Raw genomic sequence first — 26,907 nt, forward strand, 5'->3', positions numbered from 1 at the left:
GCGATGCGCGGTCGGCGGGCGGCCACGCGGCGTGCGATCGGTAACATCGTCGCGAATCGTTTCCCGCGCTGTTCGGCGACGACGCGGCCACGGCCGAGCCGATCGACGCCCCCTCCGCCCGAGAGGACAGGAGCAGATGGTGCGACTCCCCGACCGGTCCCGCAGAGTGGTCATCGTCGGAGCGGGCCTCGGCGGCACCGCGACCGCCGTCCGCCTCCTCCGGTTCGCCCGCGAACCCCTCGAAGTGGTGCTGGTGGAACGGCGTCCCGAGTACCGGTGCGCGGGCGTCGCCTACCACCGCGAGGGCAACCACTGGCACCACGTGTTCAACATCCAGGCCGGCCGCATGTCGATGTTCCGGGAGGACGTCGACGACTTCGTGACGTGGGCCAACACCGAGGCCGACCGCGCCGGGTGGCCGCCGGAGTGGCGCGAGGTCGCCTTCACCGAGTCCGGCCCGGCCCCTCGCCGCGTCTACGCCGACTACCTCGCCGACCGCCTCGCCGAGGCCGCCCGCGAGGCGTGGGACGGCGTGACGCTGGTGGAGGCCGACGGCGAGGTGGTCGACCTGGCCGTCGACGGCGATCGCGTCCGCGTCGTCGTGGCGGGACGCCCGCCGCGCGGCGACTCCGAGCCCGACCCGGCGGTCTTGGTGGCCGACCACGTCGTCGTCGCCACCGGCCTGGAGGAGCGCGAGCTGCCCTTCGCGACCGAGGTGGCCGACCACCCCGCGTTCGTGCGGCACCCGTACTCCGCCGAGGCGATCGAGCGGCTCACGGCCCTGCCGCCGGACGCCACGGTCGCCATCGTGGGCACGCTGCTCAGCGCGTACGACTCCGCGGCGCTCCTGCTGCGGCGCGGCCACACCGGCCCGATCCACATGATCTCGCGCTCCGGCCTCACGCTGCGGACCTATCCCGCCGACCACCGGCACCGCGTCCTCGACCTGCCCGCGCCGCGCCTGCGCCGCGACACCTATGAGGGCCGCGGCGAACTGGTCCGGCGCTTCCTGGAGGAGTGGGAACGGGCGTGCGCGGTGGTCGCGGCGGAGCACCCCGACGTGGCGCCCGCGGTGGTGACCGAGCGGATCTCCAAGTCGTGGGAGCCCCACCTGCCCGAGGTCCTGGCCCGCGTGCCCACGGCCGACCTCCGCGCGCTCCTCGACGGCTACGGGAGCCTGCTGGCCACGCTGCGGGTGAGCGCCGTCGCGTACACGACCGGGATCGTCGACGCCGCGATGGGCGAGGGCGGGCAGGTCGCGCTCGTCACCGGCAGGGTCGAGCGGGTCCGCCCCACCGCGACGGGCGCGCTCGCGGTGTCGGTGTCCGGTGCGGGCGCGGGTGCGACGCGCACCATCGAGGCGGACCTGGTCATCTCGAACTTCGGGCGGGAACCGGACTACGCGCGGGTCGGTTCGCGGCTATGGGCGAACCTGCTGCGCAAGGGCGTCGCCGCGGCGCACGCGCGCACGGGGCGCGGCGTCGAGGTGGACGTCGACGGCGTCCTCCTCGGGCCGACCGGCGAGCCGTCCGGTCCGATCTCGGCGGTCGGCGGGCCGCGCGAAGGCGACGAGATCGTGCGGTACGGCCGGATGGGCGCGTTCGCGTTCAACCTCGCCGCCATCAAGAACCACTCGGTCGGCGTCGCCGCGACCGTGCTGCGCCGCCTCGAAGCCTGCTACGACGAGCGGGGCCGCGACCTGGCGGTGGCCACCACCGCCGAGGGTGGCGAGGCGCGCGAGGCGTTCGACCGTTGCGTGACGCTCGACGTGCGGCGGATGGCCACCCGCCGGCGGCGCGACCGGGCGGCGCTCGCGGCCCGGCTGGACGAGGGCCTGGCGGTGTTGCGCGCCGCCGCGGCCCGCGCGGGCGGGGCCGCACCGCCGGACGGCGCGCTGCGGTCCGCCGTCAACGCGGCCGCCACCACCAAGCTCAACGACCTGTCCGTGACGCCGCGAGAGCTGCGTGCCCTGCTCGGGCTCGACGAACGGGTGGGACCGGTCGGCTGACGAGCGCCGACCTCCGGGGTGCGGGTGGCCGCCCGAACCGGCTCCACCCGCCCCAGGACGCCCTGCGCCGCCGGGACCAACCGGGCCCGGTGGTAGCGCGCGACCCCGACCCCGGCCACTCCTCCCGTGCCCCGCGCCGGCCATTTCCGATCCACAGTGGACAGTGGGTACCGCGCATTCGAGAAGATGCGGTGAGCACTCGACGGTTGTCACCCTCTAGTCATGCCCGGACCGCACGCGGAGGACCGCGAACCCGGCGGACACCGGCATCGCGGGCCACTCGCACCGGAACGCGGCGGCCTGACGCCACTCGACTTTTCCGACTCCCGCGGCAGAACGGGAATTGTGAGAGGACACCGTGAGTCTTCGCGAAATACCAGGGGTGCTGCTCGTCGGTTCACCCGCGGCGGGCGTGCGCGGCAGGTGCAACCACACCAGGCAGCCGGTCGACGGCGCCATCCTGGTGGTCGACGCGCTCGGGCCCGAGCTGTACGACGCCATCGTCTCCTCGGCCGCGGTGATCTGCGCGAGGGGCGGGCGCACCGGCCACATGCAGTCCCTGTGCCGGTCACGGGGCATCCCCGTCCTCCGCGTCGACCCCGCCGACCTGGCGGCGCTCGTCGGCGAGGTCACCGTGCGCCTCGACCGCGGTTCGGTCGTGCTCGGCGGCAGCGGGCCCGTGCCGTCCGCGCCGACGCCGACCACCGCCGCCCTCGACGAGGTCGACTCGATCTGCGTGGTCGTCGCCGACGCCACCGACATCGAGTCCACGAACGCCCTCGTGCCGCGCGTCGAGCAGGTGGACAGCTACTTCATCCGCGAGGAGTTCGCCTGCCTCGCCGCGGACCTGAGCCCGATCGACGCGCTCCGCGCGGGTGTCCGCGCGGCGGAGCGCTACGGCGCGGCCCTCGCCGCCGAGCTGTGCTCGATGGTGAAGGAGCTGCTGCCCGGCCAGCGCCTCGTCATGCGGCTGCTGGACCTGCGCTCGGACGACGCCGCCCAGATCACGACCGGCGTCGAGGTGGACGACGAGCCCAACCCCGAACTCGGCCTGCACGGCGCGCGGTGGCTGCTGGAGGAACCCCACTACCCCCACGCGTTCCGCGCGCTGCGCGCCCACGTGCGGGAACGCCTGGGCGCGGACGCCGACCGGCTGGACTTCGCCGTGCCGTTCATCAACGACCGCGACGAGTTCCTGCGCCTGCGCCGGCACCTCGGCCTGGGCGGCGGCACGCCGCTCGGCGTGTTCGTCGAGACGCCTGCCGCCGTGCACTCGGCGGCCGAGTTCTGCGCCGCCGGCGCGTACGAGCTGTTCGTGGGCACCAAGGACCTGATCCAGTTCTACCTCGCCGCCGACCGGGGTAACCACCTGGTCGCCTCGGCGTACCAGACCCGGCACCCGGCCGTGCTGTCCGCGCTGCGCCAAGCGGTCGAATCGGGGCAGGACACCGGGGTGCCGGTGCACGTCTTCGCGCTGGGGGCGGACGTGGACCACTACGTGCGGCACCTGCCGACGCGCCGGCTGATGATGTGCACCGCCGAGTTGCAGCACCTCGCGCGGGAGACGCGGAGCCCCGCGCCGACGCCCTGAGGCGACCGGTCGGCGCGGGCGCGGCGGCGGGGTCGCCGCGCCCGTGCCGACCGGTGGAGGCCGCCGCGCCGCCGGATGCCGCGCCACCGGCGTCCGAATGCCCCACCCTTTCGGGTACTGGCACCGGGCGCGGCGGTCCGGGCACAGTAATCGCGTGGGGGATCTGGGGATCGGGCACTTCGTGGTGCGCGGGGAACGGTACTGGCGCGGTGTGCGCTTCCACGACGTCTACGTGGTGGTGGAGACGCTCATGACGGCCGCGCTGGTGGTCTCGGTGAAGCCGCCGGTGGAATCCACGCGCACCGTCGGCGCGGTGGTGCTGCTCGCGCTCATCGCGGTGGCCTACTTCGCGCTGGGCAGGCGGGAGATGGTGTCGCCGGCCAAGACCCGGCGCGGCGCCCTCTACATCGCGCTCGTGTACGCCTGCTACTTCGGCGCGGTCTCCCTGTCGCTCATGGCGCTGCTGGTCCTGCTGATGCTCTGGCCGCAGATGTTCATCCTGCTGCGGCTGCCGTGGGCGGTGCTGCTGTCGGCGGTGGCGTTCCTGTCCCCGTTCACGGTGACGCTGGCCGCCAGCGAGGAGGTCCTGGCCGTGCAGGACTTCGTCGGTTTCGCGGTCGTGTCGATCGCGCTGCTGCTGAGCGGGTGGTGGGCGGGCCGCGTCGTGGACCAGAGCACCGAGCGGGCCCGCCTGATCGAGCAGCTGCGCGTCAGCCGGGCCGAGACCGCGCGGCTCGCCCACCAGGCAGGCATCTCCGCCGAGCGCGAGCGGCTGGCCGCCGACATCCACGACACCCTGGCGCAGGGGTTCGCCGGCGTCATCACGCTCATCCAGGCCGCGACCGCCACCCGGAAGCGCGACCCGCAACGCGCCGACCGCAGCCTCGACCTGGCGGTGCGCACGGCGCGGGAGAACCTGATGGAGACCAGGGCGCTGATCGCGGCCCTGACACCCGGCGCGCTGGCGGGCGGCTCGCTGGCCGACGCCGTGGGCACGCTGGTCGCCCACACCGGCGAGGCCCTCGGCATCGCCGCCCACTACCGCGTCCACGGCACGCCGCGCCGGCTGCGCCCGGCCCTGGAGGTCGCGGTGCTGCGCGTCGCCCAGGAAGCGCTGAACAACGTGCGCAAGCACGCCCGCGCGACGGCGCTCACCGTCGACCTCCGGTTCGGCGACCGCGAGGTGGGCCTGACCGTGGCCGACGACGGCGTCGGGTTCGACCCCGCCGACGCGCGCGACGGGTTCGGCCTGGGTGGCATGTGCTCGCGCGTCCAGCAGGTCGGCGGCGCGTTCCGCGTCACCAGCGCGCCGTCCCTCGGCGCCACGATCCACTTGGAGGTGCCGACGTGATCCGCGTGCTGGTGGCCGACGACCACCCGGTGGTGCGCCACGGGTTGCGGGGCATGATCGAGGCGGAGGACGACCTGGAGGTGGTCGGCGAGGCCGCGAGCGGCGCGGAGGCCGTCGCCGTGGTCGACGCCCGCGCGCCCGACGTGGTGCTGATGGACCTGCGGATGCCCGACGGCGACGGGTTGTGGGCCACCGGCCGCGTCCGGACCGGGCACCCCGCCTGCCGGGTGCTGGTGCTGACCACCTACGACACCGACACCGACATCACCCGCGCCATCGAGGCGGGCGCTTCGGGGTACCTGCTCAAGGACTGCTCGCAGGGCGAGCTGGTGGACGCGGTGCGGGCGGTGCACGCGGGGCACACCCCGCTCACGCCGTCGGTGGCCACGGCGCTGGCCAACCGGATGCGCACGCCCGCCCACGCCCGCCTGTCCGAGCGGGAGGTGCAGATCCTCCGCCTGGTGGCCAAGGGGTTGAGCAACGCGGACATCGGCCGGGAGCTGCACATCGGCGCGGCCACGGTGAAGTCGCACCTGCTGCGGACGTTCGCCAAGCTCGGGGTCAACGACCGCACGGCGGCGGTGGCCGCGGCGGTGCGCCGGGGGCATGGTGTGCTGGACGGGGTTGTGCCTGATGGGGTTGTGTCCAATGCACCGCGCACACCTCCTCCAGGGAGGTGCGGAACGCCCGCCACGGGTCGACCGGACAGTGATTCGTCCCTAGTGGACAGACGAGGCTGATGCGGTCGGCGAACACCTCGGCGACCAGTGACTCCTTGGTGGGCAAACGGCGGTAGAGCGGCGCGGTCGGGATGCGAGGCGGTTCGGCGTCCGCCTCTTTCACTTCAGCCTGGGCGGAGGGTGCGCTCCGCTTTCCGTGCTAGCGTGGTCATCAGCGCTGGTGCGTTGGCGCACAAGGGTTTACGGCTGGTTCGTGGAGGTGCTGTGCCGACGAGAGCGTGGTTCCCGCAGCGAGTGGTGGATCGGGTGAACACCTGCGTGGGCGCGTTGCAGACCTCGCCCCGGTGGAAGGGCGTGGTCGGCAAGCACCTCACGACCATCACCTACACCGGACGGCGGTCGGGGCGGACGTTCAGCACGCCCGTCGGCTACCGCCGCGCCGGCGACGTCGTCACCATCGGCGTGCGGCTCCCCGACGCCAAGACGTGGTGGCGCAACTTCCTCGGCGCGGGCGGCCCGGTCGCGCTGCGCCTCGACGACGTCGACCGCACCGGGCACGCCGTCGCCCACCGGGACGGACGTGGCCGCGTGCACGTCACCGTGCGGCTCGACGGCCCTCCGGCCGGGTCGCCGTCGTGAGCGGCCGGCCGACTGGCCGTGGCGGAACCACCGGGCGCGAGCGCGCGGAGGGTCACCCGGCGCGCGGGAGCCGGTCGACCCGCTCGGCGTCCGCCGTCCGCTGTTGGGACAGGAAGAGGTCGAGCGCGCGTCGCCAGGCCGAGCGCGCCTGGTCCGGGAGCCCCCGCGCGGCTTGGACCTCGCCGAGCTGTTCGAGCACCTCCGCCTGCCACGGCGGCATGTCGAGCACGTCGTAGAGCTGGGACGCCTCCGCGTAGCAGCGCTCGGCGGCGTCGAGGTCGCCGCGCTGGTGTGAGCCTGCCCCAGCAGGTTGCCCGCGTCGACCACGAGGTCGAGCGAGCGCCGCAGGTGCGTGAGCGCGGTGCGGTGGTCGCGCAGCTGGGCCAGGCTGATGCCGAGGCAGCGGTGGGCGGTGGCCTGGCCGGCGGGGTCGTGGCGAGCAGGTTCGCGTGCTCCTGCCGCAGGGCCGCCAGCGACGGCCGCGACGTCGGAGGACGCCAAGCCGCACCCGGATGACGGACCACGACAGCCACGACGGCCGACAAGGGGTCGGGCCGTCCTCCCCGTGGAGGGCGGCCCGACCCGTCACCACGAGCGGATCACCACCGCAGGGGGTGACACCGGGTCGCACATCCCGTCCGGTGACTTCGGTCCGCAGTCGTGCGGTTCCTCCGTGCAACGTTCGGCGTCGATCCGGCGTGTACGTGGTGATCGACATCGTCGATCACCGGGCAGGTGCCCGGCAGGCGAATTCCGAAGGGGTTCCCATGAAGTTCGTCAAGCTGGTGGCGGGTGTCGTGCTCGCGGTGGCCGCGTTGCTGGGCGGCGCGGCGACGGCGGTCGCCAACCCGACCCACCCCTACCCGGTGACGGCCTGGCACGACGTCAACGTCCGGTCCTGCGAAGCCACGTCGTGCCCGGTCATCGGTCGGATCGCGGCGGGCGCCACCGTCACCGCCTACTGCTGGACGTACGGCGAGCCGATCACCGACGCCGGCCTCACCAACGACATCTGGCTCGTGCTGAGCCGCCAGGACGGCGGCAGGCGGCTGGCCAGCGCGCTGTACTTCACCGGCGACCAGCGCGCGAACCTGCCCTACGAGGCCAACTGCGACCGCTGACACCGCGCGGCGCGGGAACCCGACCCGGTTCCCGCGCCGCGCCCCGACCAGGCTTCGGCCGACGCCGCGCCCGTGCCGGGCCTCACACCCCGACGGGCACGTCACCGCGCAGGGTGATCCGGTGCATCACGCGCCGCTGGTCGCCGTAGTCGTCCACCGCGTAGTGCGCCGTGCTCCGGTTGTCCCACACGACCACGTCGCCCGCGCGCCACCGGTGCCGCACGGTGAACTCCGGCCGCCCGATCGCCGCGAAGAAGACGTCCAGCAGCGCCCGGCTCTCCCCCTCGGTCACGCCCAGCAGGCGCGTGGTGAAGCCGGGGTTCACGAACAGGCCGCGCCGGCCCGATTCGGGGTGCACCCGGACCACCGGGTGCTCCACGGGCTCCAGCGACCGGACGCGCCGCCCCTCCCACGTGCTGCCCTCGCCGCCCAACCGGTCGCGCAGGTAGTCCTCGAAGTAGGCGCGCCCGTCGTGCAGCGCGGTCAACCCGTCGGCCAGCGCGCGCACCGGCGCGGACAGGGACAGGTACGCCGCCTCCAGGTCGGTCCAGCACGTGTCGCCGCCGGTGGGCGGCAGCGTCACCGCCCGCAGCACCGAGCCGAGCGGCGGCCGGGCCATGAAGGTGACGTCGGTGTGCCACACGGGCGCCTTGCCGCCGTCGCCCGCGTCCAGCACGTAGATCTCGGGGTGGTCGGCGTCCAGGCCCGGCACGACGGGGTGCGCCGGCGTCGGCTCGCCCAGCGCGGCGGCGAACGCGCGGTGCGCCGCGGGCGTCAGCGACTGGTCCGGGAACACCAGCACCTTGTGCCGGACCAGCGCGGCCCGCAGCGGCGCGCCCGCCTCGCGGGTGGTCACGTCGCCGAGGTCGACGCCGGTGACGCGCGCGCCGAGGGTCGGGGTGAGCGGTTCGAAGTGCGTCATGGTCGTCCCCACGGGTCAGGCCGCGACCGCGCGGACGGCGGCGGCGACCTCGCCGCGCAGCGCGGCGAACTCCGCCGAACCGCGCAGGTCGTCGGCCGGCACGCCGGAGCGCGGCAGCGGAACGGGCAGGTCCAGCGCCACCCGACCGGGCCGGTCGGACAGCACGACGACGCGGTCGGCGAGGAACACGGCCTCGTCGACGCTGTGCGTCACGAACACCACGCCGCGCCCGCCGTCGGCCAGCGGGCGGACGTCCTCCTGCAACCGCTCGCGGGTCAGCGCGTCCAGCGCGGCGAACGGCTCGTCCATCAGCAGCAGCCGGGGTCGGGCCGCGAGCGCACGCGCGATCGCCACGCGCTGCCGCTGCCCGCCGGAGACCTCCCACGTGCGCCGCGGTTCCAGCCCGGCCAGCCCGACCTGCGCGAGCAGTTCCGCGGTGCGGCCCGGTCGCGCGGCGCGCGGCACGCCCGCCCACCGCAGGGCCGCGCCGAGGTTGCCGCCCACGGTCAACCACGGGAACAGCCGGGGCTGCTGGAACACTGTCCCGACGTCGCGGCCGGGCACGGGAGTCCCGCCGAGGACGCGCACCACGCCGGCCGTGGGCCGCTCGAACCCGCCGACCAGGCGGAGCAGGGTGCTCTTGCCCGAACCGGAGGGCCCGACGACGACCAGGAACCCACCGGCCTCCACCCGTAGGTCCAGCGGGCCGAGGGCGGGCACGTCCACGCCCCTGCCCCGGTACCGGTGCTCGACGCCGACCAGGTCGACCAGCGGCTCAGCCACGGGGCACCCGCAGCGCCGCGCGGAACGCCGCCACGTCCGGCACCGAGTCCACCTTCCGCTGCGCGTGCAGGAACCGCGCGGCGTCCCGGAGCCGCTCGGCCAGCGCGCCGGGCGCGTCGGGGGTGCCGAAGTACGCCGGGCCCCGCTGCTCGGCGTGGTCGAGGTAGATGTTCTGCCCGAGCTGGGACAGCGCCTCGTCGACCGGCGCGCCGAGCTGCCGCGCCACGGCCTCGGCGACCACCCGCGGCTCGGTCTTGATCTTCTTGAGCGCGTCGTCGGTGGCGGCGAGCCACCGGTCGACCACGTCGCCGTTCCGCTCGACGAAGTCCGCGCGCGCCACCGTGAAGGTCAGCGTCGGCCGGCCGGCGGCGGCCAGTTCGGCGCTGTCGGTGAGCGTCACGCCGTCCGCGCGGAGCACGTCGAGCACCGGCGTCCACACGTACGCACCGTCGACGTCGCCGCGCTGCCACGCCGCCTGGATGTTCGGCGGCTCCAGGTCGACCAGGGTCACCGACGCCGGGTCGACGCCCGCCCGGTCGAGGGCCGCCAGGAGGCTGTAGTGCGCGGTCGAGCCGAACGGCGTGGCGACCTTGCGCCCGGCCAGCCCCCGGACGTCGGTGACGCCGCTGTTCGCCCGCACCACCAGCGCTTCGCTGGCGCCGATGACGTTCAGCAGCTCGATCACCCGGTAGGGGATGTTCAGCGGCGGGCACAGCCCGGCCGCCGCCGGGCTGCTGCCGAGCACCGCGATGTCCACCGCGCCGCCGAGGAACGCGGTGTTGATGCTCGCCCCGGAGTCGAACGACGTCCACGTCACCTCGTGGTCGGGCAGCGCCTGCTCCAGGGTACGCCGGTCCTTCACCAGCAGCGTCCCGTCCGCGAAGTTCTGGTAGGCCACGCGGACCCGGCGGCGCTCGCCGGACCCGGACGAGCCGCCGACACCGCACGCGGCCAGCGCCGGCGCGGCGGCGAGCAGGGACAGGACCGATCTGCGGGTGACGGGCACGGGTGGCCTCCCGGTGTCGGCGCTCACGCCCGTCCCCGCCACGGCGAGACGGCGCGCTGGAGCGCGAGGATGGCGGTGTCGATGAGCAGCCCGGTCACCCCGATGACGACGAGGCCGAGCAGGACGACCGCGGTCTGGTTGTAGCGCTGCGCGTTGAGGACCATGCCGCCGATGCCGTCCGCGCCGTTGACGGTCTCGGCCGCGACGACCGAGCTGTAGGCGACGCCCACGGCCAGCCGCACGCCGGTGAGGATCTCGGGCGCGGAGGCGGGCAGCACGACCGTCGTGACCACGCCGAGCCTGCTCGCGCCCAGCGCGTGGGCGGCCTCCACGTACTGGCGGTTCACACCGGTGACGGCGGCGGCGGTCGCCACCGCGACGGGCGGGAAGGCGGCCACCACCAGCAGGTAGACCTTGGGTTCCTCGTCGATGCCGAACCAGATGACCAGCAGGCTGAGGTAGGCCAGCGGCGGCAGCGCACGCAGGAACGTCACGAACGGCTCGACCACCGCGCGCACCGGCGGCACCAGGCCCATCACCAGGCCGAGCGCGACGCCGACCAGCACGCCGTACGCCGTGCCGTAGCCGACGCGGCGCAGGCTGACGCCGAGCCGTTCGGCCAGTGTGGACCCGGCGTAGCCGCCCTGGCCGTTGCCCGCGTCGGACGCGGCGAGCAGCGCGTCCCACACCTGTCCCGGTCCCGGCAGGACGACCGGCGGCCAGAACTCCGCGAGCACCAGCAGCTCCCAGAGGGCGAGCAGCGCGAGCACCGCGCCCGCCCGCGCCAGGACCGGGTACGCGCCGCGCCGCGATCCGTTGTGCGCCATGAGGACTCCGTGCCGTGCGGGGAGGGGACGGCGGCGAATGTACCGATTCGGACCGCCGTTGATCACTCTTCCCGCGATCTGGACACCAGGGTCGGCAGGTGGTGGCTCCCTTGGGATTTCGCGACCAGTGAACGGTCGGTTTCTCCCGTATCGTGGGAAACAACACCGTCGGCCCGGTCCGTGGATCAGGGCGCGTCGGACAGCGGGTTCCGCCGCGCGGCCCGGTCCGCGCCGGGGTACGGCAACCGCGCCGGCCGATGGGTCCGGTACTCGAAGTGCCACCACTCGTTGTCGTAGGTCCGGTACAGGCCGTGCCGCCAGCCGTGCTCCTCCAGCCACCGCGCGCCTTCCAGGGGGCGCACGTCCACGGCGGTCCCCCGCACGTGCGGCGACTCCGACGGGTGCAGCACGCGGGGCGGCCCCTGGCTGCGCAGGTCCTCGACGTAGAGCCGGTGCTGCTCGGCGGCGTCGCGGTGACCGGACGTGAGCCCGATCGGCAGGCCGTGCGCCCAGAAGGCGTCGGTCCGCGCGGCGGTGAAGGCACGGAACGCCGCCGGGTGCAGGCCGTCGAGGTCCTCGCGCGGGAACCGGAAGCCCAGCGCCCACTGGCAGGCGACGTACCGGGCGTGGCCGGGGGCGTGCAGGTGCGCCAGCGGGAGCAGGACCCTGGCGAGCACCTTCGTCGCCGCCGTGTAGACGCGATCACGTGTGGTCATGCGTCCACGATCGACGCCCACTGTGGACGTCCCGAGCGGGACTTGTAACAGCTCCGCACGGAACGGCTGTGACACGGGGCTGTGGCACGGGGCTGTGACACGACCATGACATCGTGCGCACGGTCCGGGCACGTCGGTCCGGCACCCTGGGCGGGGTGGATGGGCGAACCTCGACCGGCCCTGCGATGGTGGGCGGCATGTCCCAGGTGCTGTTGATCGAAGACGACCGGGCCGTGCGCGACGGCCTGCGACTGGCGCTGACCCGGCAGGGTCACACCGTGCGGGCGGTGGAGACCGGCGAGCAGGGGCTGGCCGAACTGGCCGGCGTCGACGTCGTGGTGCTCGACCTGATGCTGCCCGGCATGGACGGCTTCGAGGTGTGCCGCCGCATCCGGGCCGAGGGCACCCTGCCGATCATCATGCTCACCGCGCGCGCCGACGACATGGACGTGGTGGCCGGGCTGGAGGCGGGCGCGGACGACTACGTGATCAAGCCGGTGCAGCCGAGGGTGCTGGAGGCGCGCATCCGGGCGGTGCTGCGGCGGGTGGGCGAACCGGCGCGGCAGCCGCACGCCGACGCCGAGCGGCACGGCGAGCTGAGCATCGACCGGGCGGGGCTGGTGGTCCGCGTGCGCGGGGAACCGGTCGCCCTCGCCCCGACCGAGCTGCGGCTGCTGCTCGAGCTGTCCCGCTCGCCCGGCCGGGTGCTCAGCAGGCGGCAGTTGCTGGAGTCGGTGTGGGAGCACGGCTACCTCGGCGACTCGCGCCTGGTGGACGCCTGCGTGCAGCGGCTGCGGTCCAAGGTGGAGACCGACCCGGCGACGCCGCGGTACGTCCAGACGGTGCGGGGGTTCGGCTACCGGTTCGGGCCGCTGTGAGGAGCCTCCGCACCCGGCTGGTGGTCACGTTCACGGTGCTCAGCGGCCTGACCGCGGCGGCGGTGGCGGGGGTGACCTACGTGCAGGCCAGGACGGTGCTGCTGGAGAAGGCCCAGGTCGCGGCCGTCCGGGCGTTCACGGACGACGTCGCGAAGTTGATCGAGCCCGACGCCGACGCGCTGGCGGACCGGGACTCGTCGGCGCTGGTCGTCCACCGGGGGCGGGACGCGCGGGGCTCGCTCGCGATCGCCGACGTCCCCCCTGAGCTGCGGCGGGAGGTCGCCACGGGCCGCGTCGCGTGGCAGCGCGTCGTCCGCGATGGCCACGCCGCCCTGGTCATCGGGATGCGCGTGGCGGAGCTGGAGGTCTACGCGGCGCGCAGCCTCGCCGACGAGCAGGAGAGCATCGGCCGGCTCGCGCTGTTCGCCTGGCTCACCGGTGGCGCCTCGGTGCTCGCGGCGTCCCTGCTGGCGCTGCTCGCCGCGCGGAGCGTGCTGCGCCCGGTGCGGGAGCTGCGGGAGGCGGCGCGACGCCTGGGCGAGGGCGACCTGACGACGCGGGTGGCCGTCCGCGGCGCGGACGAGCTGGCCGGGGTGGCGACGACGTTCAACGCCACGGCCGAGGCCCTGGAGAAGCAGGTCGCCGACGCCCGGCGGTTCGTGGCCGACGTGTCGCACGAGCTGCGCACCCCGCTGGCCGCGATGACGGCGGTCACCGACATCCTCGACGACGAGGCGCCGCGCCTCGACGGGGACGCGGGCAAGGCGGCCCGGCTGGTCAGCCAGGAGACCCACAACCTGACGCGGCTGGTCAACGACCTGATGGAGGTCAGCCGGTTCGACGCGGGAACGGCGGTCGCGGAGCTGGACGAGGTCGACGTGGCCGAGGCGGTGGCCGGCACCCTGCGCCTGCGCGGCTGGCAGGACGCGGTCACCGCCGACCTGCGGCCGGTCACCGCCCGCGTGGACCCGCGCCGGCTGGACGTGATCGTCGCGAACCTCGTCGGGAACGCGCTGAAGCACGGCGCACCGCCGGTCGCGGTGAGCGTGCGCGGCGAGCCGGGCGAGGTCGTGGTCGAGGTGGCCGACCGAGGTCCGGGCCTGGACCCGGCGGTCCTGCCGCACGTGTTCGACCGCTTCTACAAGGCCGACACCGCCCGCGCCCGGTCGGAGGGCAGCGGCCTCGGGCTGGCCATCGCGCGGGAGAACGCCCTGGTGCACCACGGGACCCTGGTGGCGGCCAACCGCCCCGACGGCGGCGCGGTGTTCACGCTCCGCCTGCCAACCGGAGGTGACCGGTGAGGACCGTCCTCGCGGCGGCGGTGGCGCTGCTGCTGGCCGGCTGCGGCGTGCAGCCCAGCGCCCCGATCCCCGGCTCGCTCGCCACCGGGGCCCTGCTCTACCTGGTGCGCGACGGCGCGGTGCTGCCCGTGCTGCGGCCGACGCGGCACCAGACGCCGCCGGCCGAGGCGCTCGCGCTGCTCGTCGCCGGTCCCAGCGGCGTCGAGCAGGTCCAGGGCTTCACCAGCGAGGTGCCGCCGAGCGCCGCGCCGATCACCCTCGACGGCTCGACCGTGACGCTGGCCGTGGACGTGACCGCGCTGTCCGACCTGGCCGTCACGCAGGTCGCGTGCACGGCGGCGACACCGGACCCCGTCACCCTGGTCGGCGGCGACCGTCGCAGGGGGCCGGTCACCTGTCCCCTGTAGACACGCCGGCGGCCCACCTGGCTCCCGGCGCGCCGACCGCGGCGGGTAGGGTCTGCGCGCCGGGTCGACGGGGAGCGGGGTCAGGTGTCGGAGGAGCTGCGGCGCGCGTTGCAGGACGAGCTGACCGGCTGGAAACCGGCGGCGCTGGCGCCCGTGGTCGAACGGCTCTCCACGCGCTACCGCGAGGGCGGCGCGGCGAGCGAGCCCATCCTGCGCACCCCGGCCGACGTCGGCGCGTACGCCGCCTACCGGATGCCCGCCACCTACGCCGCGCTCCGGCGCGTGCTGGGCGAGGCCGCGGCGCAGCGGCCCGACCTCGCGCCCCGCACGCTGCTCGACGTCGGCGGCGGCACGGGCGCGGCCCTGTGGGCGGCGGTCGAGACGTGGCCGGGGCTGACGTCGCTCACCGTGCTCGAACAGGCCGAGCAGGCCCGTGTGCTCGGCGCGCGGCTCGTGGCCGGCGCGGCGCACCCGGCGCTGCGGTCCGCCCGGTGGGTGCGGGGCGTGCTCGGCCCGGCCACGACCCTGCCGGCCGCCGACGTCGCCACCCTCTCCTACGTGCTCGGCGAGCTGCCGGAACCGTTGCGGGACGAGGTGGTCGACGAGCTGGGGCGCGCCGCGGACACCGTGGTCGTGGTCGAACCGGGCACCCCCGCCGGGTACCGCCGGGTGCTGGCGGCCCGCGACCGGCTGATCGCGTCCGGCAGGTCGGTCGCCGCGCCGTGCCCGCACGAGGCCGCGTGCCCGCTCGCCGGCGCGGACTGGTGCCACTTCTCCGCCCGCGTGGCGCGGACGGCGCTGCACCGGCAGGTCAAGTCCGCGACGCTGGGGCACGAGGACGAGAAGTTCGCGTACGTCGTCGCCACCCGCGTGCCCGGCCCGCACGCGGCCAACCGCGTCCTGCGGCACCCGGTGCGCCGCAAGGGCATGGCGCGGCTCCGCCTGTGCGCGGGCGACGGCACGGCGGTGGACCGCGTGGTGAGCAAGCGCGACCCCGACGCCTACCGGGCCGCCCGCGACGTCGAGTGGGGCGATCCCTGGCCGTGACGACGGACACGTGCCCGCCGCGCCGCGTCCGAGCCGCGAGCGGTGATGCGATGCCCTCACGACGGCGGGCTCGATGTGACGTGCCCACGGCGTGGTTCCACGTCATCACCGCGTGATTCGACGCGTCGTCACCGCTGCACGCTTACCGCGAAGAACGCGCGTCGCGAAAAGCGGCAAGAACACCCGGACACCGAATCGCGTGCCGTCACCGGCGTCGCACGGGTCCGCGTCGGCCTACGCGGTCTCCCCGCCCGACTCGCGCGCCTTGCGGCGCTGCTCCTCGGCGCGCTCGCGGCAGCGGCGCAGGAACTCCGCGTCGGATTCGGAGTCGGCGGCGGCGAACCGACCGGGGCGGTCGTACTCGGGGAACGCGGGCGCGCCGCGCTCGTAGGCCCGCGCCCGGCCGACCGGTCGCACGGGCCGTCCCGCGACGAGCCAGATGATCGAGCCGACCAGCGGGAAGAACAACACGATCAGCAGCCAGCCCGGCTTGGGGAGGTTCCGCGCGTCACCGTCGTCGGTGGTGATCACGTCGACCAGGCAGAACAACCACAAACCCAGCGTGAGGACACCGAAAAGGCCCCCGAAGTACAGCATCGCCCACAACCCCCCGAAGTAGTCGAGGCAGCGTAGCGCAGCCCGATCCCGATCGGTGCGCGCATTCGCGGCGGGGATCCGGATTACCCGACCGGCCGCCGCCAGGTCGGGCGACGCTTTTCGGAGCAATCGCGACGCAGCTGTTCGCACGAATTCGTCGAAACCGCCGGTCGTCGTTTCCCCGTCACCCCGGCGCACCCGGCCCGGCGCCGCCTGAACGGCGGCCGACGCCCCCATGACGTAGCTTGGTCACCGTGCGGGAGGAGCTGCCGATCGGGCGTCACGGCGGCCCGAAGACCGGGACGAGGGCACTGCTGGTGTGCGCGGCCCTCGGCGCGCTGCTCGCCGCCGCGCTGCACGGCCCGGACCCCGGCGCGGGCGTGACCGGGCGACCCGTCGCCGCGCCACCGCCACCGACGTCCTCGATGTCCGCCTCGGGTACCCGCACCCCGGACGCCGCTCCCCCGCCCGACCCGTGCGCGGTGCGGGTCGCCGCGCTGGCGCCGCGCCACCGGCTGGCCCAGCTGCTGATGGTCGGCGTCGACCCGCGCGGCCCGGCCGACGCGCTGGGCCTCGTGCGGGCCGAGCAGGTGGGCGGCATCTTCATCGGGGGCGACGACCCCGGCCTGCTCACCGGCGGGCTGGCCGAGGTACGCGCCGCCGCCGCGCTGCCCCTGGCGGTCGCGGTGGACGACGAGGGCGGGCGGGTGCAGCGCGTCGAGGAGCTGGACGGCCCGCTGCCCAGCGCCCGGCGGATGGCCGCGGAGCTGTCGCCGGAGCAGGTGCGCGCGCTGGCCCGCGACCGCGGCGCGGCCCTCGCGAACCGGGGCGTGACCATGAACCTCGCGCCGGTGCTGGACACCGGCGACCAGCCGGACGGGACGGCCATCGGGGACCGCTCGTTCAGCCCCGACCCGGCGGTGGCCGCGACGTACGCCCTGGCGTTCGCCCAAGGGATGCACGAGGCGGGCACCACGCCGGTGCTCAAGCACTTCCCCGGCCACGGCAACACCAGCGGCGACTCGCACGTCGGTGCGGTGACGTCGCCGCCGCTGGAGGCGTTGCGGCAGACCGACCTGGCGCCGTACCGCGACATCGGCCGCTACGGGCGCGTCGCGGTGATGCTGGGTCACATCGCCGTGCCGGGGCTGACCGGCGGACGGCCCGCGACGCTGAGCCCCGAGGCGTACGCGCTGCTGCGCGGCGAGTTCGGCTTCACCGGTCCCGCGATGACCGACGACCTGGGCGCGATGCGCGCCGTGACGGACCTGGTCGACCTGCCCGAGGCGGTGCGGCAGGCGCTGGCGGCCGGCGCGGACATCGCCCTGTGGTCCTCCGGTGGCCGCACCGGCGAGGTGCTGGACCACCTGGAGGCGTCGGTCGCGTCCGGGACGCTGCCCGCGGACCGCGTCGACGAGGCCGCACGGCGGGTGCTGGCGGTGAAGGGCGTGTGCTGAGCGCACCTCCGCTCAACACCCGGCGCGCTGCCCGCGACCGGTCGCCGGGGCGGGGTTCCCGCGCGCGGGAACCCCGCCTGCCCGGACCCGACCGCTCAGGCCGGGTGCTTGATGCTCTCGATGATGCGGGCGAACCCCTCCTTCCCGTGCCCCGCGTCGATCTGGCGCTGGATGAGGTTCTGCACCATGTCGATCGGCTCGGTGCTGATGCCCTGCGCCTTGGCGGCGGCGATGAGGTCGTCCAGGCTGGAGAACTCCAGGCTCTGCTGCCCCTCGACGGTGTAGTCGCCGCCGTCGACGACCTCGGCGAGCCCGGCGAGCTGACCGGTCATCGCGGACAGCCAGGCCGCGGACCGCTGGGCGAACTCCCCGGCCGTCACCCCGGCGGGCGCGACCATCGCCGCGCCGTGCGCGAACCCGGCGAACATGATGTACATGCCGGACAGCAGGGCCAGGTCGTACAGCGACGCCAGCCCGGCGTCCTCGCCGAAGTACGCGCTCTCGCCCCACAGGTCCAGCAGGGACCGGTGCTGCTCGAACACCGCGCGCGACCCGCTGTAGAGGATCGACGAGCCGGGCCGCCCGATCATCGCGGGCACGGCCATGATGCCGCCGTCGAGGTAGGCCGCGCCGAGGCCGGCCGCCCAGGCGGCGAGTTCCCTCGACTGGTCGGGCGAGGTGGTGGTCACGTTGACCAGCGTGCGGCCGGCGAGCCGGTCGGCCACCGGGTCGAGCACCTCGCGCACCGAGGCCGCGTCGAGCAGGCACGCGATCACGACGTCCGCCTCCAGCGCCTCCGCCACGGTGTCGACGGCGGTCGCGCCGCGGGCGACGAGCGGCTCGGCCTTGCCCGCGGTCCGGTTCCAGACCGCGGTGGTGTGCCCGGCGTCGACCAGGGCGGCCGCCAGCGCGGTGCCCATCGCGCCCAGCCCGAGGACGCTCACGCGGGCGCTGTTGTCGGCACTCATTTCCTGCTCCCTTGACTCCGTCGTTCGAGTGCCTTGATCATCGCCGCCACCGGTAGGGTTCACCAGTACCGACTAATTAGTGGGGTACTTACCTTTTGGTGAGTGCCGATGAAGGAGAGCGGATGGCGACGACGGCGCGACGCGGCCCCTACTTCTGCGGCATCGACGCCGCGATGGACGTGGTCTCCGGCAAGTGGAAGTCGCTGATCCTGTGGGAGCTGGCCGAGCACGGCGTGCGGCGGTTCGCGCAGCTCCGCCGGAGCCTGCCGGGCGTGAGCGAGAAGATGCTGATCCAGCACCTGCGGGAGATGGAGGAGGACGGGCTCGTGCACCGCGAGGTGTACCGGGAGGTGCCGCCCAGGGTCGAGTACTCCCTCACCGAGCACGGGGTGTCCCTCAACCAGGCGCTCGCACCGCTGGGCGCGTGGGGCGTCGAGCGCATCCGGCGCATCGGCGCGGAGAAGGTGGTGCACGCGGCGTCCTGAGGCCGGCGGTCTCGACCCGGTGGCCGTTCCACGCGTCACCGGGCGCGGCCTGCTCGACGGCGGCGGGTGACGGTGCGACGGCGGGTGCCGGTGCGGCCGTGGCCGGGACGGCGAACCCCGACAGGGCGAGCACGGCCAAACGGCCGCGCCGAACCGACGTGGACGTTTCTCCCCTTTCGCGAATGGTGGCGGACGGGTCGAAATCCTGAGCGATTCCGCCCGGAAAGGGGCTTCAGCCAAGTGATCAAGCGAACTGCGTGGCCACTGCGGATTCCCCCCCTTTCGAGTGCCGGACCGGACCCTGATCGGCCGGCGCGACGACCATTTCACCACTCATCCCCGCAGCGTCGCGGGCTGCGGGCGGAGCCGGCCGGGTGACCGCGTCAGCCGTCCACCCGACCCCTGGAATCCATCCGAATAATTCCCGGCGACCGGTAATCCCGCCCTCGCCGCCGCACGGGAACAGACGATCGGGGGTTCATTCCCGACCGCCGTTGCACCTACCGTGGTGAGTCGATCGGAATTCCCTGCCACCGGGCCGCGCGGTCCGGTTTTCCGGTGAGGAGCACGCCATGAGAATTCTGCGGACGGCGGGGCTGGCCCTGCTCACGGCCGCCGCGGTCGCGCTGTCGATGACGTCCGCGTCCGCGCACGACCCCGAGACACCCGAAGGGCAGGCGGCGGCCCGCGCGTTCCTCGCCGACCACCGCCCGGCCGAGCGGCACGCCGTGCTCGACACCGCGGCCGGCGTGCCGTGCGTGCACGGCAAGGCCGACATCTACCCCTGCGAGAACGTGGACCTGCTCAGCGTCCTGCCGCTGTCCCGCATGGGCGGCGGCAACGGCAACGACGTCTGGGGCTGGACCGACCCGTCCTCCGGCAAGGAATACGCCATCGTGGGCCGCACCAACGGCACCGCGTTCGTGGACGTGAGCACGCCCACCTCGCCCAGGTACCTGGGCAACCTGCCGTCCAACGGCGGCAGCAGCAACTGGCGGGACATGAAGGTCTACCGGGACCACGCGTTCATCGTGGCCGACTTCATCACCGGCCACGGCATGCAGGTGTTCGACCTGACCCGGCTGCGCGCGGTGACCACGCCGCAGACCTTCACCGCCGACGCGCTGTACCGGGAATTCGGCCCCGCGCACAACATCGCCATCAACGAGGAGACCGGGTTCGCCTACGCGGTGGGCTCCAACACGTGCAGCGGCGGACCGCACATGGTCGACATCCGGACGCCCAAGTCGCCGAAGAAGGCCGGTTGCGTGTCCCAGGACGGCTACACGCACGACACCCAGTGCGTGGTCTACCGGGGTCCGGACGCGGCGTACCGGGGCAAGGAGATCTGCTTCAACTCCAACGAGGACACGCTCACCATCGTCGACGTGACGAACAAGGCCGCACCCGTGCAGATCGCGCGCAAGGGCTACTCCGGCGCGCAGTACTCGCACCAGGGGTGGCTGACCGAGGACCAGCGGTACTTCCTGCTGGACGACGAGCTGGACGAGCAGGCCGCCGCCGACAAGCGGACCAAGACCTACATCTGGGACCTCGCCAGGCTGTCCGCCCCGGTGCACACCGGCACCCACCAGTCGCCGGCCACCGCCACCGACCACAACCAGTACATCCGGGACGGGTACTCGTACCAGGCCAACTACCAGGCGGGCCTGCGCATCCTCGACGTCCGCGAGGTCGCCTCGGCGCGGTTGACCGAGGCGGGGTACTTCGACATCCACACCGCGGGCACGGCCACGGGCTTCAACGGCGCGTGGAGCAACTACCCGTACTTCGCCAGCGGCATCGTGCTGGTCAACGGGATCGAGCAGGGGCTGGTCGTGGTCAAGCCCACCCTCCGCGGGAGCGGGAAGTTCGAGAACACCACCGACACCGCCATCCCCGACGGCGGCGACCCGGTGACGTCCTCGGTGACCGTGACGGGCGTGCCGGGCAACGCGCCGTCGGCGCTGGAGGTGACCGTCGACATCAAGCACACCTACCGCGGCGACCTGGTGCTCGACCTGATCGCGCCGAACGGCTCGGTGTTCCGGCTGCGGGACTCCGGTCCGGACTCGGCCGACGACCTGCTCGCCACGTACCCGGTGGACGCGTCGGCCGCGGTCGCGAACGGCGAGTGGCGGCTGCGGGCGCAGGACGTCAACCGGGCCGACACCGGCTACATCGACGCCTGGAGCCTCCGGTTCTGACGCCCGCAACCCCGAGCCCCGGCGCCTGAGCCCCGGGGTTCGGCGCCGGGCTCCCGGTCCCGACGTCCGGGGCCCCGGCCCTCCGGGTGGTCCTCGAGCGTGGCGGGCGACCCCGTCGCTCCCCGCCGCGCTCGCGGTCCGCCGCCCGCCCGGCGACGTGAGGAGTGATGATGCGCAACCTGCGGTTCACCGACTGGGTGTTCGTCGTGGCGGCCGTCGCGATCGTGCTGGCGGGCGCGCTGACGCTGTTCCGCCCGGCACCCGGCCCGGCGCACTCGGCGCACCAGCGGGCCGCGCCGGCGGACCTGGCGCCCGCCGCGCACAGCGACGGCCTGTCGGAGGCCGAGAGCGGGTACCGGTTCGAGCGGGTCACCGTGCCCGACCGCCGGGGCGACGCCGTGCCGGTCGCGTTCCGGATCATCGGGCCGGACGGTCGGGCGCGGACCGGCTTCCGGGAGAACCAGACCAAGCAGCTGCACTTCTTCGCGGTGCGCGACGACATGCACGTCTTCCAGCACGTCCACCCGACGCTGGTCGGCGACACGTGGCACACCACGCTCGCGTTGCCCGACGGCGGCGCGTACCGGATGTTCGCCGAGTTCGTGCCGCACGACACCGAGGACCCCCGGCACCCGGTCGTGCTCGGCGTCCCGTTCAGCGTGCCCGGTGACACCGGGTTCGTGCCCGTGCCCGCGCCCGGCGCGGAGGCGGTGACCGACAGCGGGTTCACGGTCGTGCGCGTCGACGAGCCGGCCGAACCGACACCGCTGCGGCCACAGGAGTTGCGGTTCGCCATCCGCACGCCCGACGGGGAGCCGGTGCGCACGCTCGACCCGCACCTGGGCGCTCACGGGCACATGACCGGTTTCCACACGATGCTCCTGTCCGCCACCCACCTGCACCCGGTCGAACCGCCGGGCGCGCCGCTGGTCAACGGCGAGCTGACGTTCCAGGCGGTGTTCGCGGACCTCGGCGAGTACCGGCTGTTCCTGGAGTTCTCCCACGGCGGGCGGGTGCACACGGCCTCGTTCACCGTCGCCGTGACCTGAACGACCGGGGGACCCGTCCCGGCGGTTCCGACGGAGGCCGGCCGTGGGCGCGGAAGGCCGCGTCGCCGCTCGGCGGGCACGCCGTCCGCTCCACGATCGGGTGAGAAGCGTGGCCCGCCGGGCGGGAATCCGGGTTGTCCGCACTTGTCGTGCAAACGGGCGACGTGCGCTGGGTACGGTGGCCCACCACCGGCACCGCGCACCGGGAGCACCTCATGGCGGAGACCATCGACGACGTGATCGACGTGCTGTCCGGGATCGTGTCGGACGCCCGGCGCGACGCCGACCGGGTGGGGTACTTCGCCGCCCTGTACCGGCAGGTGACGGTGGAGATCCGCGCGGGCATCCGCGACGGGCTGTTCGACGACGGTCCCCGGATGGACCGGTTCGACGCGGTGTTCGGCAACCGCTACTTCGACGCGCGCGACGCCTGGCGGCGCGAGCGGGGCGGGCCGCGGTGCTGGCGGGAGGCGTTCGGGCTGCTGGCCGACCCGGACGCGGTCATCGTCCAGCACCTGCTGCTGGGTGTGAGCGCGCACATCAACCTCGACCTGGCCGTGACCGCCGCGCGGATCGCGCCGGGCGAGGAGATCCACGGGTTGCGGCGCGACTTCCTGCTGATCAACGACATCCTGGCGCGGGTGCTGCTGGCGGTGCAGCGGGCGGTGGGCGAGGTGTCGCCGTACCTGTGGCTGCTCGACGAGTTCGGCGGGCGCACCGACGAACGCCTGCTGGACTTCAGCATCCGCAGGTCGCGGCAGGAGGCGTGGCACAACGCGGTGCTGCTCGCCGGTCAGGGCGAGGCTGAGCGGGAGGTCACCGCCGGCCTGCTCGACGTCCGGGCCGGGGTGCTCGCCCGGCTGGTCGCGCGGCCCGGCGGGCTCGTGCGCCCGGCGCTCGCGCTGATCCGCAGCGGCGAGGAGGACGACGTGCCGAAGGTGATCGCCCACCTGGACCGCGCGATGGCCGCGGCGGGCTGAGCGCCCGCGCCGACCGGGTCGGGGCTCACCGGCCGCGGACCGCCGTCGCGCGCCGGCACCACGGGTCGCGCGGCCGGAGGCCGCAACCCGGCGCGTCCGCGCCGGACCCGGTGGTGACCCACGCGCGTCAGCGCCGATCGGATGGCCGGCACCTGACGACGAGGCGTCGCGGGAGGCAGCCGTCACGGCCCGTCGGTGCTCTCGTGCGTCCCGCGCCCGCCGGACGCCGGAGGCGTCGGTCGCCCTGAACGGGCGGCACGGGCCCGACGCCATAGGCGGGCCCGTTCAGGTGACCGGGCGCGAGAGTGACCGGGCACGAGATGGCGTCGACCGGGTCGAAGAAGTGCCGCGGGCCGCCACCGGTTCCTCCGGGCAGGGCTTGCCGACGGCCGTGACGCGCGGTGGGTCCGACCATGCCGTGACGCGCGACCACCCGCGTGGACGACGGCGCACGGCGGTCCGGGCGCACGGCGTCGTGCGCCCGGACCGCCGTCGCGGGCGGGCCGTCGGGTGGTGGTCAGACGCCCGCGGTGGTCCGGATCCACTCCCGCGTCGCGGGCACGCTGCTGTACTGCTGCGTCGAGGAGCCGTCCGCCGTCGAGGCGACCCCGACCTGGAGGCCGTTGTACATCTGCGGACCGCCCGAGTCGCCGGACCACGCGTTGCCGGTGATGCGGCTGGTGCACAGCGCCTGGCCGCCGTAGTAGTCGCGGCAGACCGAGTTCATCCGCACGTCCGCCGTCTTCAGCTGGGGCGACACCGGGCCGCTGCGGCTGGTGTAGCCCCACCCGTAGATCTGGTTCGTCGTGCCGTTGGCGGGGTTGGTGTCGGCCGGCTTCGCGTACTCGCTGGTCTGGATCGGCGTGCTCAACCGCAGCAGGGACTGGTCGGCCTGGGCGTGGTTGACGTACCGGCTCACCGAGCTGGGCGTGCCCTGGGCGCGGTGCACGTTGCCGACCCGGACCGTCAGGTTGGACCCGACGCAGTGCTTGGCGGTGAGCACCCACTCCGGCGAGAGGATCGTGCCGGAGCAGGTGAACGAGCCGCCGCGGTAGACCGCCGCGGACCACGGCGCGGACGACACGAGCGAGCCGCCGATGATCAGCGGTGAGACGTCGCCGGACGGTGCGGCGTTCGCCGGTGCGGCGCCTGCCGCGCACAGCAGCGCGCAGGCCAGGATGAAGGGACGCATGCGGATCTCCTCGTCCACTGGGCAGGGAAGGACAAGCGAGAGTCAGGATGGGTTCCCGATCACCGGGTCGGAAACGGGGAATTCCCCCTCCCCGCGCAGCCGGGCGGCGAGCTGCGTGCGGTTGTGCACCGCCAGCTTGCGGTAGATCCGGGTCAGCGCGCCCTCGACGGTCTTGACGCTGATGTTCAGCCGACCGGCCACCTCGGGGTTGCTCGCGCCCTCGATGACGTGCCGCGCGATCCGGGCCTCGAACCCGGCCAGGGTCGCGCCGCCGGGCGTGTCCCCGAGCAGCGCGGCGGCCCGGCCCGCCCACCGCGGCGCGCCGCTCTCGGCGAACACCTGCCTGGCCTGTTCGAGCAGCTTGCGCGCCGCTCCCCGGCGCCTGCGGCGGCGTTCGGCGATGCCGAGCGCCAGCAGGCTGCGGCCGAGCTGCAACGGCTGGCGCAGCCGCCGGTGCGCCTCAACGGCCGAGGCGAGGAACCGCTCCGCGCCGGCGTGGTCCTTCAGCGCGAGCCGGAGCAGGCCGTCCGCGCGGTCGAGCGACGCGAGCACGCCGCGCCTGCCGAGCCGCACCGCGCACGCCCTGGCGCCGCCGAGCACGCCCGCGGCCTCCGCCAGGCGACCGGCCGCGATCAGCGGCTCGGCCAGGTCCGCGCCCAGCGCGAACACCGCGGGGTCGGTGACGCCCATGTCCCGTTCGAGCCGCGCGGCCCGGCGCAGCGGGCCCAGCGCCGCCTCGGGGTCGTCCGCGCTCAGCGCCGCCAACCCCCTGGCGTGCAGGTTGCGCACGAGGAACGCGTGGTCGCCGTCGGCCTCGGCCCGGCACGCGCCCCGGCGCGCGAGGGCGTCGGCCGTCACCGGGTCGCCGCCGTACGCCTCGGCGAGCGCCGCGCCGTAGCACGCCAGGGCGATGTCGGAGCCGATGGTCTCCGCCAGCCGCAGGCAGTCGCCCGCCCTCCGGAGCGCGCGGTCGCACCGGCCCATCGCCACCCACACCTCGACCCCGGCCCACGTCATGCCGACGACCTCGGACAGCGCGCCGCGCTCGGCCGCGCGGTCGAGCAGCGCCGCGAGGCGGTCGGACGCCGAGTCCAACCGGTCGGCGAACAGGTCGAGACGGGCGTCCACCCACAGCGGGCCGTCGTGCGTGACGACCATCCACCCGGGCGCGACGCGCCGCGCCAGGTCGAGCGTCCCGCCGGCGGACGCGTCGCCGAGGGCCGTCTGGCACAGCGCGAGCGAGCACAGCGACATCGCCTCGGTGCGCGGGTCCTTGGCGGTCCGGGCGAGCAGCACGGCGTCGGCCATGTGCCGGACGGCCTCGCGCAGGTCGCCGCCCAGCGCGGAGTGCAGCCCGAACCGGTACTCCGCGGGCGCTTCCAGGGCCGCGTCGCCCCTGGCGTGCGACAGCGCCTCGCCCACGATGCCGCCGGCGGCCGTGCGGGCGTGGCGGACGGCGTCGACCAGCACCAGCTGGGCCCGCACCCGCAGGCCCCTCGGCACGCCGGGCGAGCGCAGCACCGCCCGCGCCAGCGAGGTCGCCAGCTCGTGCCGCCCCGCGTCGAGGGCGTCGCCCGCGGCGCGCAGCCGTCGCCCGGCCGCCCGCGCCGGCGCGCTCGGCGGCGTGCAGTCGGCGGCGAGCCCGCCCAGCTCCGCGGCGCGCCCGAGCGCTCCCCGCCGGCGGAGCGCGCCCGCGGCCCGCTGCGCCAGCACGGCGGTGGGCTCGTCGAAGCCCGTGATCGCGCAGGCCCGGTGCCGTGCGCGCTCCACCGGGTCGGCCACCAGCGCCGCCAGCCGGGCGTGCGCCGCGCGGACCTCGTCGGGCGGCACGACCAAGGGCAGCGCGGCGGCGACGAGCGGCTCCCGGAAGCGCACCCCGCCGTCGGGCGACACCCGGACCAGCGGGCAGCACCCCAACCCGGCGGCCGCCCGCTCGTGTCCGAAGTGGACGACCATGCGCACGGTCGGCCGCTCGACCAGCGCGGCGACCAGCAGCGCGGCCCGCACGTCGGCGGGCTGCGCGGCCAGTCGCGCGCGCACGTCGGCCAGGAGCCGGTCCGGTATCCCGCCGGCCGACCGGCTCAACTCGATGGCGTACCGCGGGTTCCCGCCGGCGAGCCCGACGTCGACCCGGCCGTGCCGGGTCATCAGCTCGGCGGTCGCGGCGGCCGACAGCGGTGGCACCTCGATCGGCTCGCCCCACCACGCGGGCCCCGGTTCCCCGGCCGCGACGAGCACCCGCGGCGCGGACCTGGCCACCGCGAACGCCAGCACCCGCGCCGTCGCGTCGTCCACCCACTGCCCGTTGTCGATCACCACCACCGGGTCCAGCTCGCGCACCGCGGTCAGCACGGCCCGCCGCAGGGCGAGCGGGTCCGGCTCGCCGGGCCGCCGCCGCAGCGCGCGGTCCAACGCCTCCCGCTGCGGCGCGGGCAGCGCGACCCGGACCTCGCCGAGCAGGTCGGCCAGCACGAGGTGCGGCACGTGCCGGTCGGCCTCACCCGGAGCGCTCCGCAGCACCACGGCGTCCGCCGGCACGACGGCCGACAGGACGGCGGACTTCCCGATCCCGGCCGGCCCGTGCAGCAGGACGCGGCCACGCGCGGCGAGCCTGGCCCGCACGGTGGCCAGCAGGTCGTCCCGACCGACGAGGTCCATGTCGCCACCGACCGTAGCGCCGGCCGCGCCAGGCCCT

The 26,907-nt window shown here is 74.9% G+C and carries 25 protein-coding genes and 1 pseudogene; 16 read left to right on the forward strand and 10 right to left on the reverse strand.

Annotated elements, in window-relative coordinates; genetic code table 11:
- Positions 1-136: 136 nt before the first annotated feature.
- The 5 genes and pseudogenes from C8E97_RS19235 to C8E97_RS19255 all read left to right on the forward strand — a co-directional run bounded on the left by C8E97_RS19235 (position 137) and on the right by C8E97_RS19255 (position 6,269).
- Positions 137-2,008, forward strand: coding sequence for an FAD/NAD(P)-binding protein (locus tag C8E97_RS19235; protein ID WP_246019006.1), 1,872 nt, complete (start codon positions 137-139; stop codon positions 2,006-2,008).
- A gap of 358 nt (positions 2,009-2,366) precedes the next feature.
- A complete protein-coding gene (locus C8E97_RS19240) occupies positions 2,367-3,599 on the forward strand; it encodes a putative PEP-binding protein (RefSeq protein WP_246019009.1) in 1,233 nt (410 codons plus the stop codon).
- Between the two features lie 154 nt (positions 3,600-3,753).
- Positions 3,754-4,950: a sensor histidine kinase gene (locus C8E97_RS19245; protein ID WP_170211908.1), complete on the forward strand. Its 1,197-nt coding sequence runs from the start codon at positions 3,754-3,756 to the stop codon at positions 4,948-4,950.
- Positions 4,947-5,555: pseudogene (locus C8E97_RS19250) on the forward strand (response regulator transcription factor); the annotation flags it as partial. The gene C8E97_RS19245 and the pseudogene C8E97_RS19250, both read left to right, overlap by 4 nt.
- Positions 5,556-5,936: 381 nt before the next feature.
- Positions 5,937-6,269 carry a hypothetical protein gene (locus C8E97_RS19255; RefSeq protein WP_246019011.1) on the forward strand — a complete coding sequence of 111 codons (333 nt, stop codon included), beginning with the start codon at positions 5,937-5,939 and terminating at the stop codon, positions 6,267-6,269.
- Positions 6,270-6,321: 52 nt separating this feature from the next.
- On the opposite strand, the gene C8E97_RS34675 is transcribed toward C8E97_RS19255, so the two are convergent.
- The gene (locus C8E97_RS34675; protein WP_170211909.1) at positions 6,322-6,489 is read right to left on the reverse strand and encodes a hypothetical protein; all 168 of its coding nucleotides are present in this window, start codon (positions 6,487-6,489) and stop codon (positions 6,322-6,324) included.
- 71 nt (positions 6,490-6,560) lie between these two features.
- Here C8E97_RS34675 and C8E97_RS19260 point away from each other — a divergent pair, with 71 nt between their 5' ends.
- Together C8E97_RS19260 and C8E97_RS19265 are read left to right on the forward strand one after the other, a co-directional pair.
- Positions 6,561-6,785 (forward strand): hypothetical protein, encoded by a 225-nt coding sequence (locus C8E97_RS19260; protein WP_121006971.1) that lies wholly within the window; start codon positions 6,561-6,563, stop codon positions 6,783-6,785.
- 251 nt (positions 6,786-7,036) lie between these two features.
- Entirely contained in the window at positions 7,037-7,390 is a 354-nt protein-coding gene (locus C8E97_RS19265; RefSeq protein ID WP_121006972.1) for an SH3 domain-containing protein, read from the forward strand.
- Between the two features lie 82 nt (positions 7,391-7,472).
- Here the strand turns inward: C8E97_RS19265 and C8E97_RS19270 are convergent, their stop codons facing one another.
- From C8E97_RS19270 to C8E97_RS19290, 5 genes are all read right to left on the reverse strand, one after another.
- Complete coding sequence (locus C8E97_RS19270; RefSeq protein ID WP_121006973.1) at positions 7,473-8,312, reverse strand: TauD/TfdA dioxygenase family protein; 840 nt, start codon at positions 8,310-8,312, stop codon at positions 7,473-7,475.
- Between the two features lie 15 nt (positions 8,313-8,327).
- On the reverse strand, positions 8,328-9,095 hold the full coding sequence (locus C8E97_RS19275; protein WP_211347077.1) for an ABC transporter ATP-binding protein: 768 nt from the start codon (positions 9,093-9,095) through the stop codon (positions 8,328-8,330).
- Entirely contained in the window at positions 9,088-10,101 is a 1,014-nt protein-coding gene (locus C8E97_RS19280) for a taurine ABC transporter substrate-binding protein (RefSeq protein WP_121011903.1), read from the reverse strand. The genes C8E97_RS19275 and C8E97_RS19280 overlap by 8 nt, the downstream gene beginning before the upstream one ends.
- 23 nt (positions 10,102-10,124) lie before the next feature.
- Positions 10,125-10,928, reverse strand: a complete 804-nt coding sequence (locus tag C8E97_RS19285; RefSeq protein WP_121006974.1) for an ABC transporter permease — start codon at positions 10,926-10,928, stop codon at positions 10,125-10,127.
- A 185-nt stretch (positions 10,929-11,113) separates the two neighbouring features.
- A complete protein-coding gene (locus tag C8E97_RS19290) occupies positions 11,114-11,644 on the reverse strand; it encodes a M15 family metallopeptidase domain-containing protein (RefSeq protein ID WP_121006975.1) in 531 nt (176 codons plus the stop codon).
- Between the two features lie 197 nt (positions 11,645-11,841).
- Here C8E97_RS19290 and C8E97_RS19295 point away from each other — a divergent pair, with 197 nt between their 5' ends.
- The 4 genes from C8E97_RS19295 (at position 11,842) to C8E97_RS19310 (ending at position 15,277) form a co-directional block, all read left to right on the forward strand.
- Positions 11,842-12,522, forward strand: a complete 681-nt coding sequence (locus C8E97_RS19295; protein WP_170211910.1) for a response regulator transcription factor — start codon at positions 11,842-11,844, stop codon at positions 12,520-12,522.
- Entirely contained in the window at positions 12,519-13,823 is a 1,305-nt protein-coding gene (locus tag C8E97_RS19300; protein ID WP_121006976.1) for a sensor histidine kinase, read from the forward strand. Before C8E97_RS19295 ends, C8E97_RS19300 begins: the two co-directional genes overlap by 4 nt.
- A complete protein-coding gene (locus C8E97_RS19305) occupies positions 13,820-14,230 on the forward strand; it encodes a hypothetical protein (RefSeq protein ID WP_121006977.1) in 411 nt (136 codons plus the stop codon). Before C8E97_RS19300 ends, C8E97_RS19305 begins: the two co-directional genes overlap by 4 nt.
- 84 nt (positions 14,231-14,314) lie before the next feature.
- Positions 14,315-15,277, forward strand: a complete 963-nt coding sequence (locus C8E97_RS19310; RefSeq protein ID WP_121006978.1) for a small ribosomal subunit Rsm22 family protein — start codon at positions 14,315-14,317, stop codon at positions 15,275-15,277.
- Positions 15,278-15,511: 234 nt separating this feature from the next.
- On the opposite strand, the gene C8E97_RS19315 is transcribed toward C8E97_RS19310, so the two are convergent.
- Positions 15,512-15,874, reverse strand: a complete 363-nt coding sequence (locus tag C8E97_RS19315) for a PLD nuclease N-terminal domain-containing protein (RefSeq protein WP_121006979.1) — start codon at positions 15,872-15,874, stop codon at positions 15,512-15,514.
- A 254-nt stretch (positions 15,875-16,128) separates the two neighbouring features.
- On the opposite strand from C8E97_RS19315, the gene C8E97_RS19320 reads away from it, so the two are divergent.
- The gene (locus tag C8E97_RS19320; RefSeq protein WP_121011909.1) at positions 16,129-17,331 is read left to right on the forward strand and encodes a glycoside hydrolase family 3 N-terminal domain-containing protein; all 1,203 of its coding nucleotides are present in this window, start codon (positions 16,129-16,131) and stop codon (positions 17,329-17,331) included.
- Between the two features lie 95 nt (positions 17,332-17,426).
- On the opposite strand, the gene C8E97_RS19325 is transcribed toward C8E97_RS19320, so the two are convergent.
- The gene (locus C8E97_RS19325; protein WP_121006980.1) at positions 17,427-18,299 is read right to left on the reverse strand and encodes an NAD(P)-dependent oxidoreductase; all 873 of its coding nucleotides are present in this window, start codon (positions 18,297-18,299) and stop codon (positions 17,427-17,429) included.
- 122 nt (positions 18,300-18,421) lie between these two features.
- On the opposite strand from C8E97_RS19325, the gene C8E97_RS19330 reads away from it, so the two are divergent.
- From C8E97_RS19330 to C8E97_RS19345, 4 genes are all read left to right on the forward strand, one after another.
- Positions 18,422-18,784: a winged helix-turn-helix transcriptional regulator gene (locus C8E97_RS19330; RefSeq protein ID WP_121006981.1), complete on the forward strand. Its 363-nt coding sequence runs from the start codon at positions 18,422-18,424 to the stop codon at positions 18,782-18,784.
- 572 nt (positions 18,785-19,356) lie between these two features.
- On the forward strand, positions 19,357-20,991 hold the full coding sequence (locus C8E97_RS19335) for a choice-of-anchor B family protein (RefSeq protein WP_121006982.1): 1,635 nt from the start codon (positions 19,357-19,359) through the stop codon (positions 20,989-20,991).
- Positions 20,992-21,161: 170 nt separating this feature from the next.
- Positions 21,162-22,040, forward strand: a complete 879-nt coding sequence (locus C8E97_RS19340; RefSeq protein ID WP_121011912.1) for a hypothetical protein — start codon at positions 21,162-21,164, stop codon at positions 22,038-22,040.
- A gap of 215 nt (positions 22,041-22,255) precedes the next feature.
- Entirely contained in the window at positions 22,256-23,020 is a 765-nt protein-coding gene (locus C8E97_RS19345) for a DUF5995 family protein (RefSeq protein ID WP_121011915.1), read from the forward strand.
- A 517-nt stretch (positions 23,021-23,537) separates the two neighbouring features.
- On the opposite strand, the gene C8E97_RS19350 is transcribed toward C8E97_RS19345, so the two are convergent.
- Together C8E97_RS19350 and C8E97_RS19355 are read right to left on the reverse strand one after the other, a co-directional pair.
- The gene (locus C8E97_RS19350) at positions 23,538-24,212 is read right to left on the reverse strand and encodes a S1 family peptidase (RefSeq protein ID WP_211347078.1); all 675 of its coding nucleotides are present in this window, start codon (positions 24,210-24,212) and stop codon (positions 23,538-23,540) included.
- A gap of 42 nt (positions 24,213-24,254) precedes the next feature.
- The gene (locus tag C8E97_RS19355; RefSeq protein ID WP_121006983.1) at positions 24,255-26,870 is read right to left on the reverse strand and encodes a helix-turn-helix transcriptional regulator; all 2,616 of its coding nucleotides are present in this window, start codon (positions 26,868-26,870) and stop codon (positions 24,255-24,257) included.
- Between the last annotated feature and the right edge of the window lie 37 nt (positions 26,871-26,907).

This window comes from Saccharothrix australiensis (genome assembly GCF_003634935.1).
GTDB classification, from domain to species: Bacteria; Actinomycetota; Actinomycetes; order Mycobacteriales; family Pseudonocardiaceae; genus Actinosynnema; species Actinosynnema australiense.

Bases quoted from the DNA above. Each gene is read 5' to 3' on its own strand.
- C8E97_RS19235 (WP_246019006.1), top strand. From the start codon at position 137: ATGGTGCGACTCCCCGACCGGTCCCGCAGAGTGGTCATCGTCGGAGCG.
- C8E97_RS34675 (WP_170211909.1), bottom strand. From the start codon at position 6,489: ATGCCGCCGTGGCAGGCGGAGGTGCTCGAACAGCTCGGCGAGGTCCAA.
- C8E97_RS19265 (WP_121006972.1), top strand. From the start codon at position 7,037: ATGAAGTTCGTCAAGCTGGTGGCGGGTGTCGTGCTCGCGGTGGCCGCG.
- C8E97_RS19270 (WP_121006973.1), bottom strand. From the start codon at position 8,312: ATGACGCACTTCGAACCGCTCACCCCGACCCTCGGCGCGCGCGTCACC.
- C8E97_RS19285 (WP_121006974.1), bottom strand. From the start codon at position 10,928: ATGGCGCACAACGGATCGCGGCGCGGCGCGTACCCGGTCCTGGCGCGG.
- C8E97_RS19290 (WP_121006975.1), bottom strand. From the start codon at position 11,644: ATGACCACACGTGATCGCGTCTACACGGCGGCGACGAAGGTGCTCGCC.
- C8E97_RS19295 (WP_170211910.1), top strand. From the start codon at position 11,842: ATGTCCCAGGTGCTGTTGATCGAAGACGACCGGGCCGTGCGCGACGGC.
- C8E97_RS19315 (WP_121006979.1), bottom strand. From the start codon at position 15,874: ATGCTGTACTTCGGGGGCCTTTTCGGTGTCCTCACGCTGGGTTTGTGG.
- C8E97_RS19325 (WP_121006980.1), bottom strand. From the start codon at position 18,299: ATGAGTGCCGACAACAGCGCCCGCGTGAGCGTCCTCGGGCTGGGCGCG.
- C8E97_RS19330 (WP_121006981.1), top strand. From the start codon at position 18,422: ATGGCGACGACGGCGCGACGCGGCCCCTACTTCTGCGGCATCGACGCC.
- C8E97_RS19335 (WP_121006982.1), top strand. From the start codon at position 19,357: ATGAGAATTCTGCGGACGGCGGGGCTGGCCCTGCTCACGGCCGCCGCG.
- C8E97_RS19340 (WP_121011912.1), top strand. From the start codon at position 21,162: ATGCGCAACCTGCGGTTCACCGACTGGGTGTTCGTCGTGGCGGCCGTC.
- C8E97_RS19345 (WP_121011915.1), top strand. From the start codon at position 22,256: ATGGCGGAGACCATCGACGACGTGATCGACGTGCTGTCCGGGATCGTG.
- C8E97_RS19350 (WP_211347078.1), bottom strand. From the start codon at position 24,212: ATGCGTCCCTTCATCCTGGCCTGCGCGCTGCTGTGCGCGGCAGGCGCC.
- C8E97_RS19355 (WP_121006983.1), bottom strand. From the start codon at position 26,870: ATGGACCTCGTCGGTCGGGACGACCTGCTGGCCACCGTGCGGGCCAGG.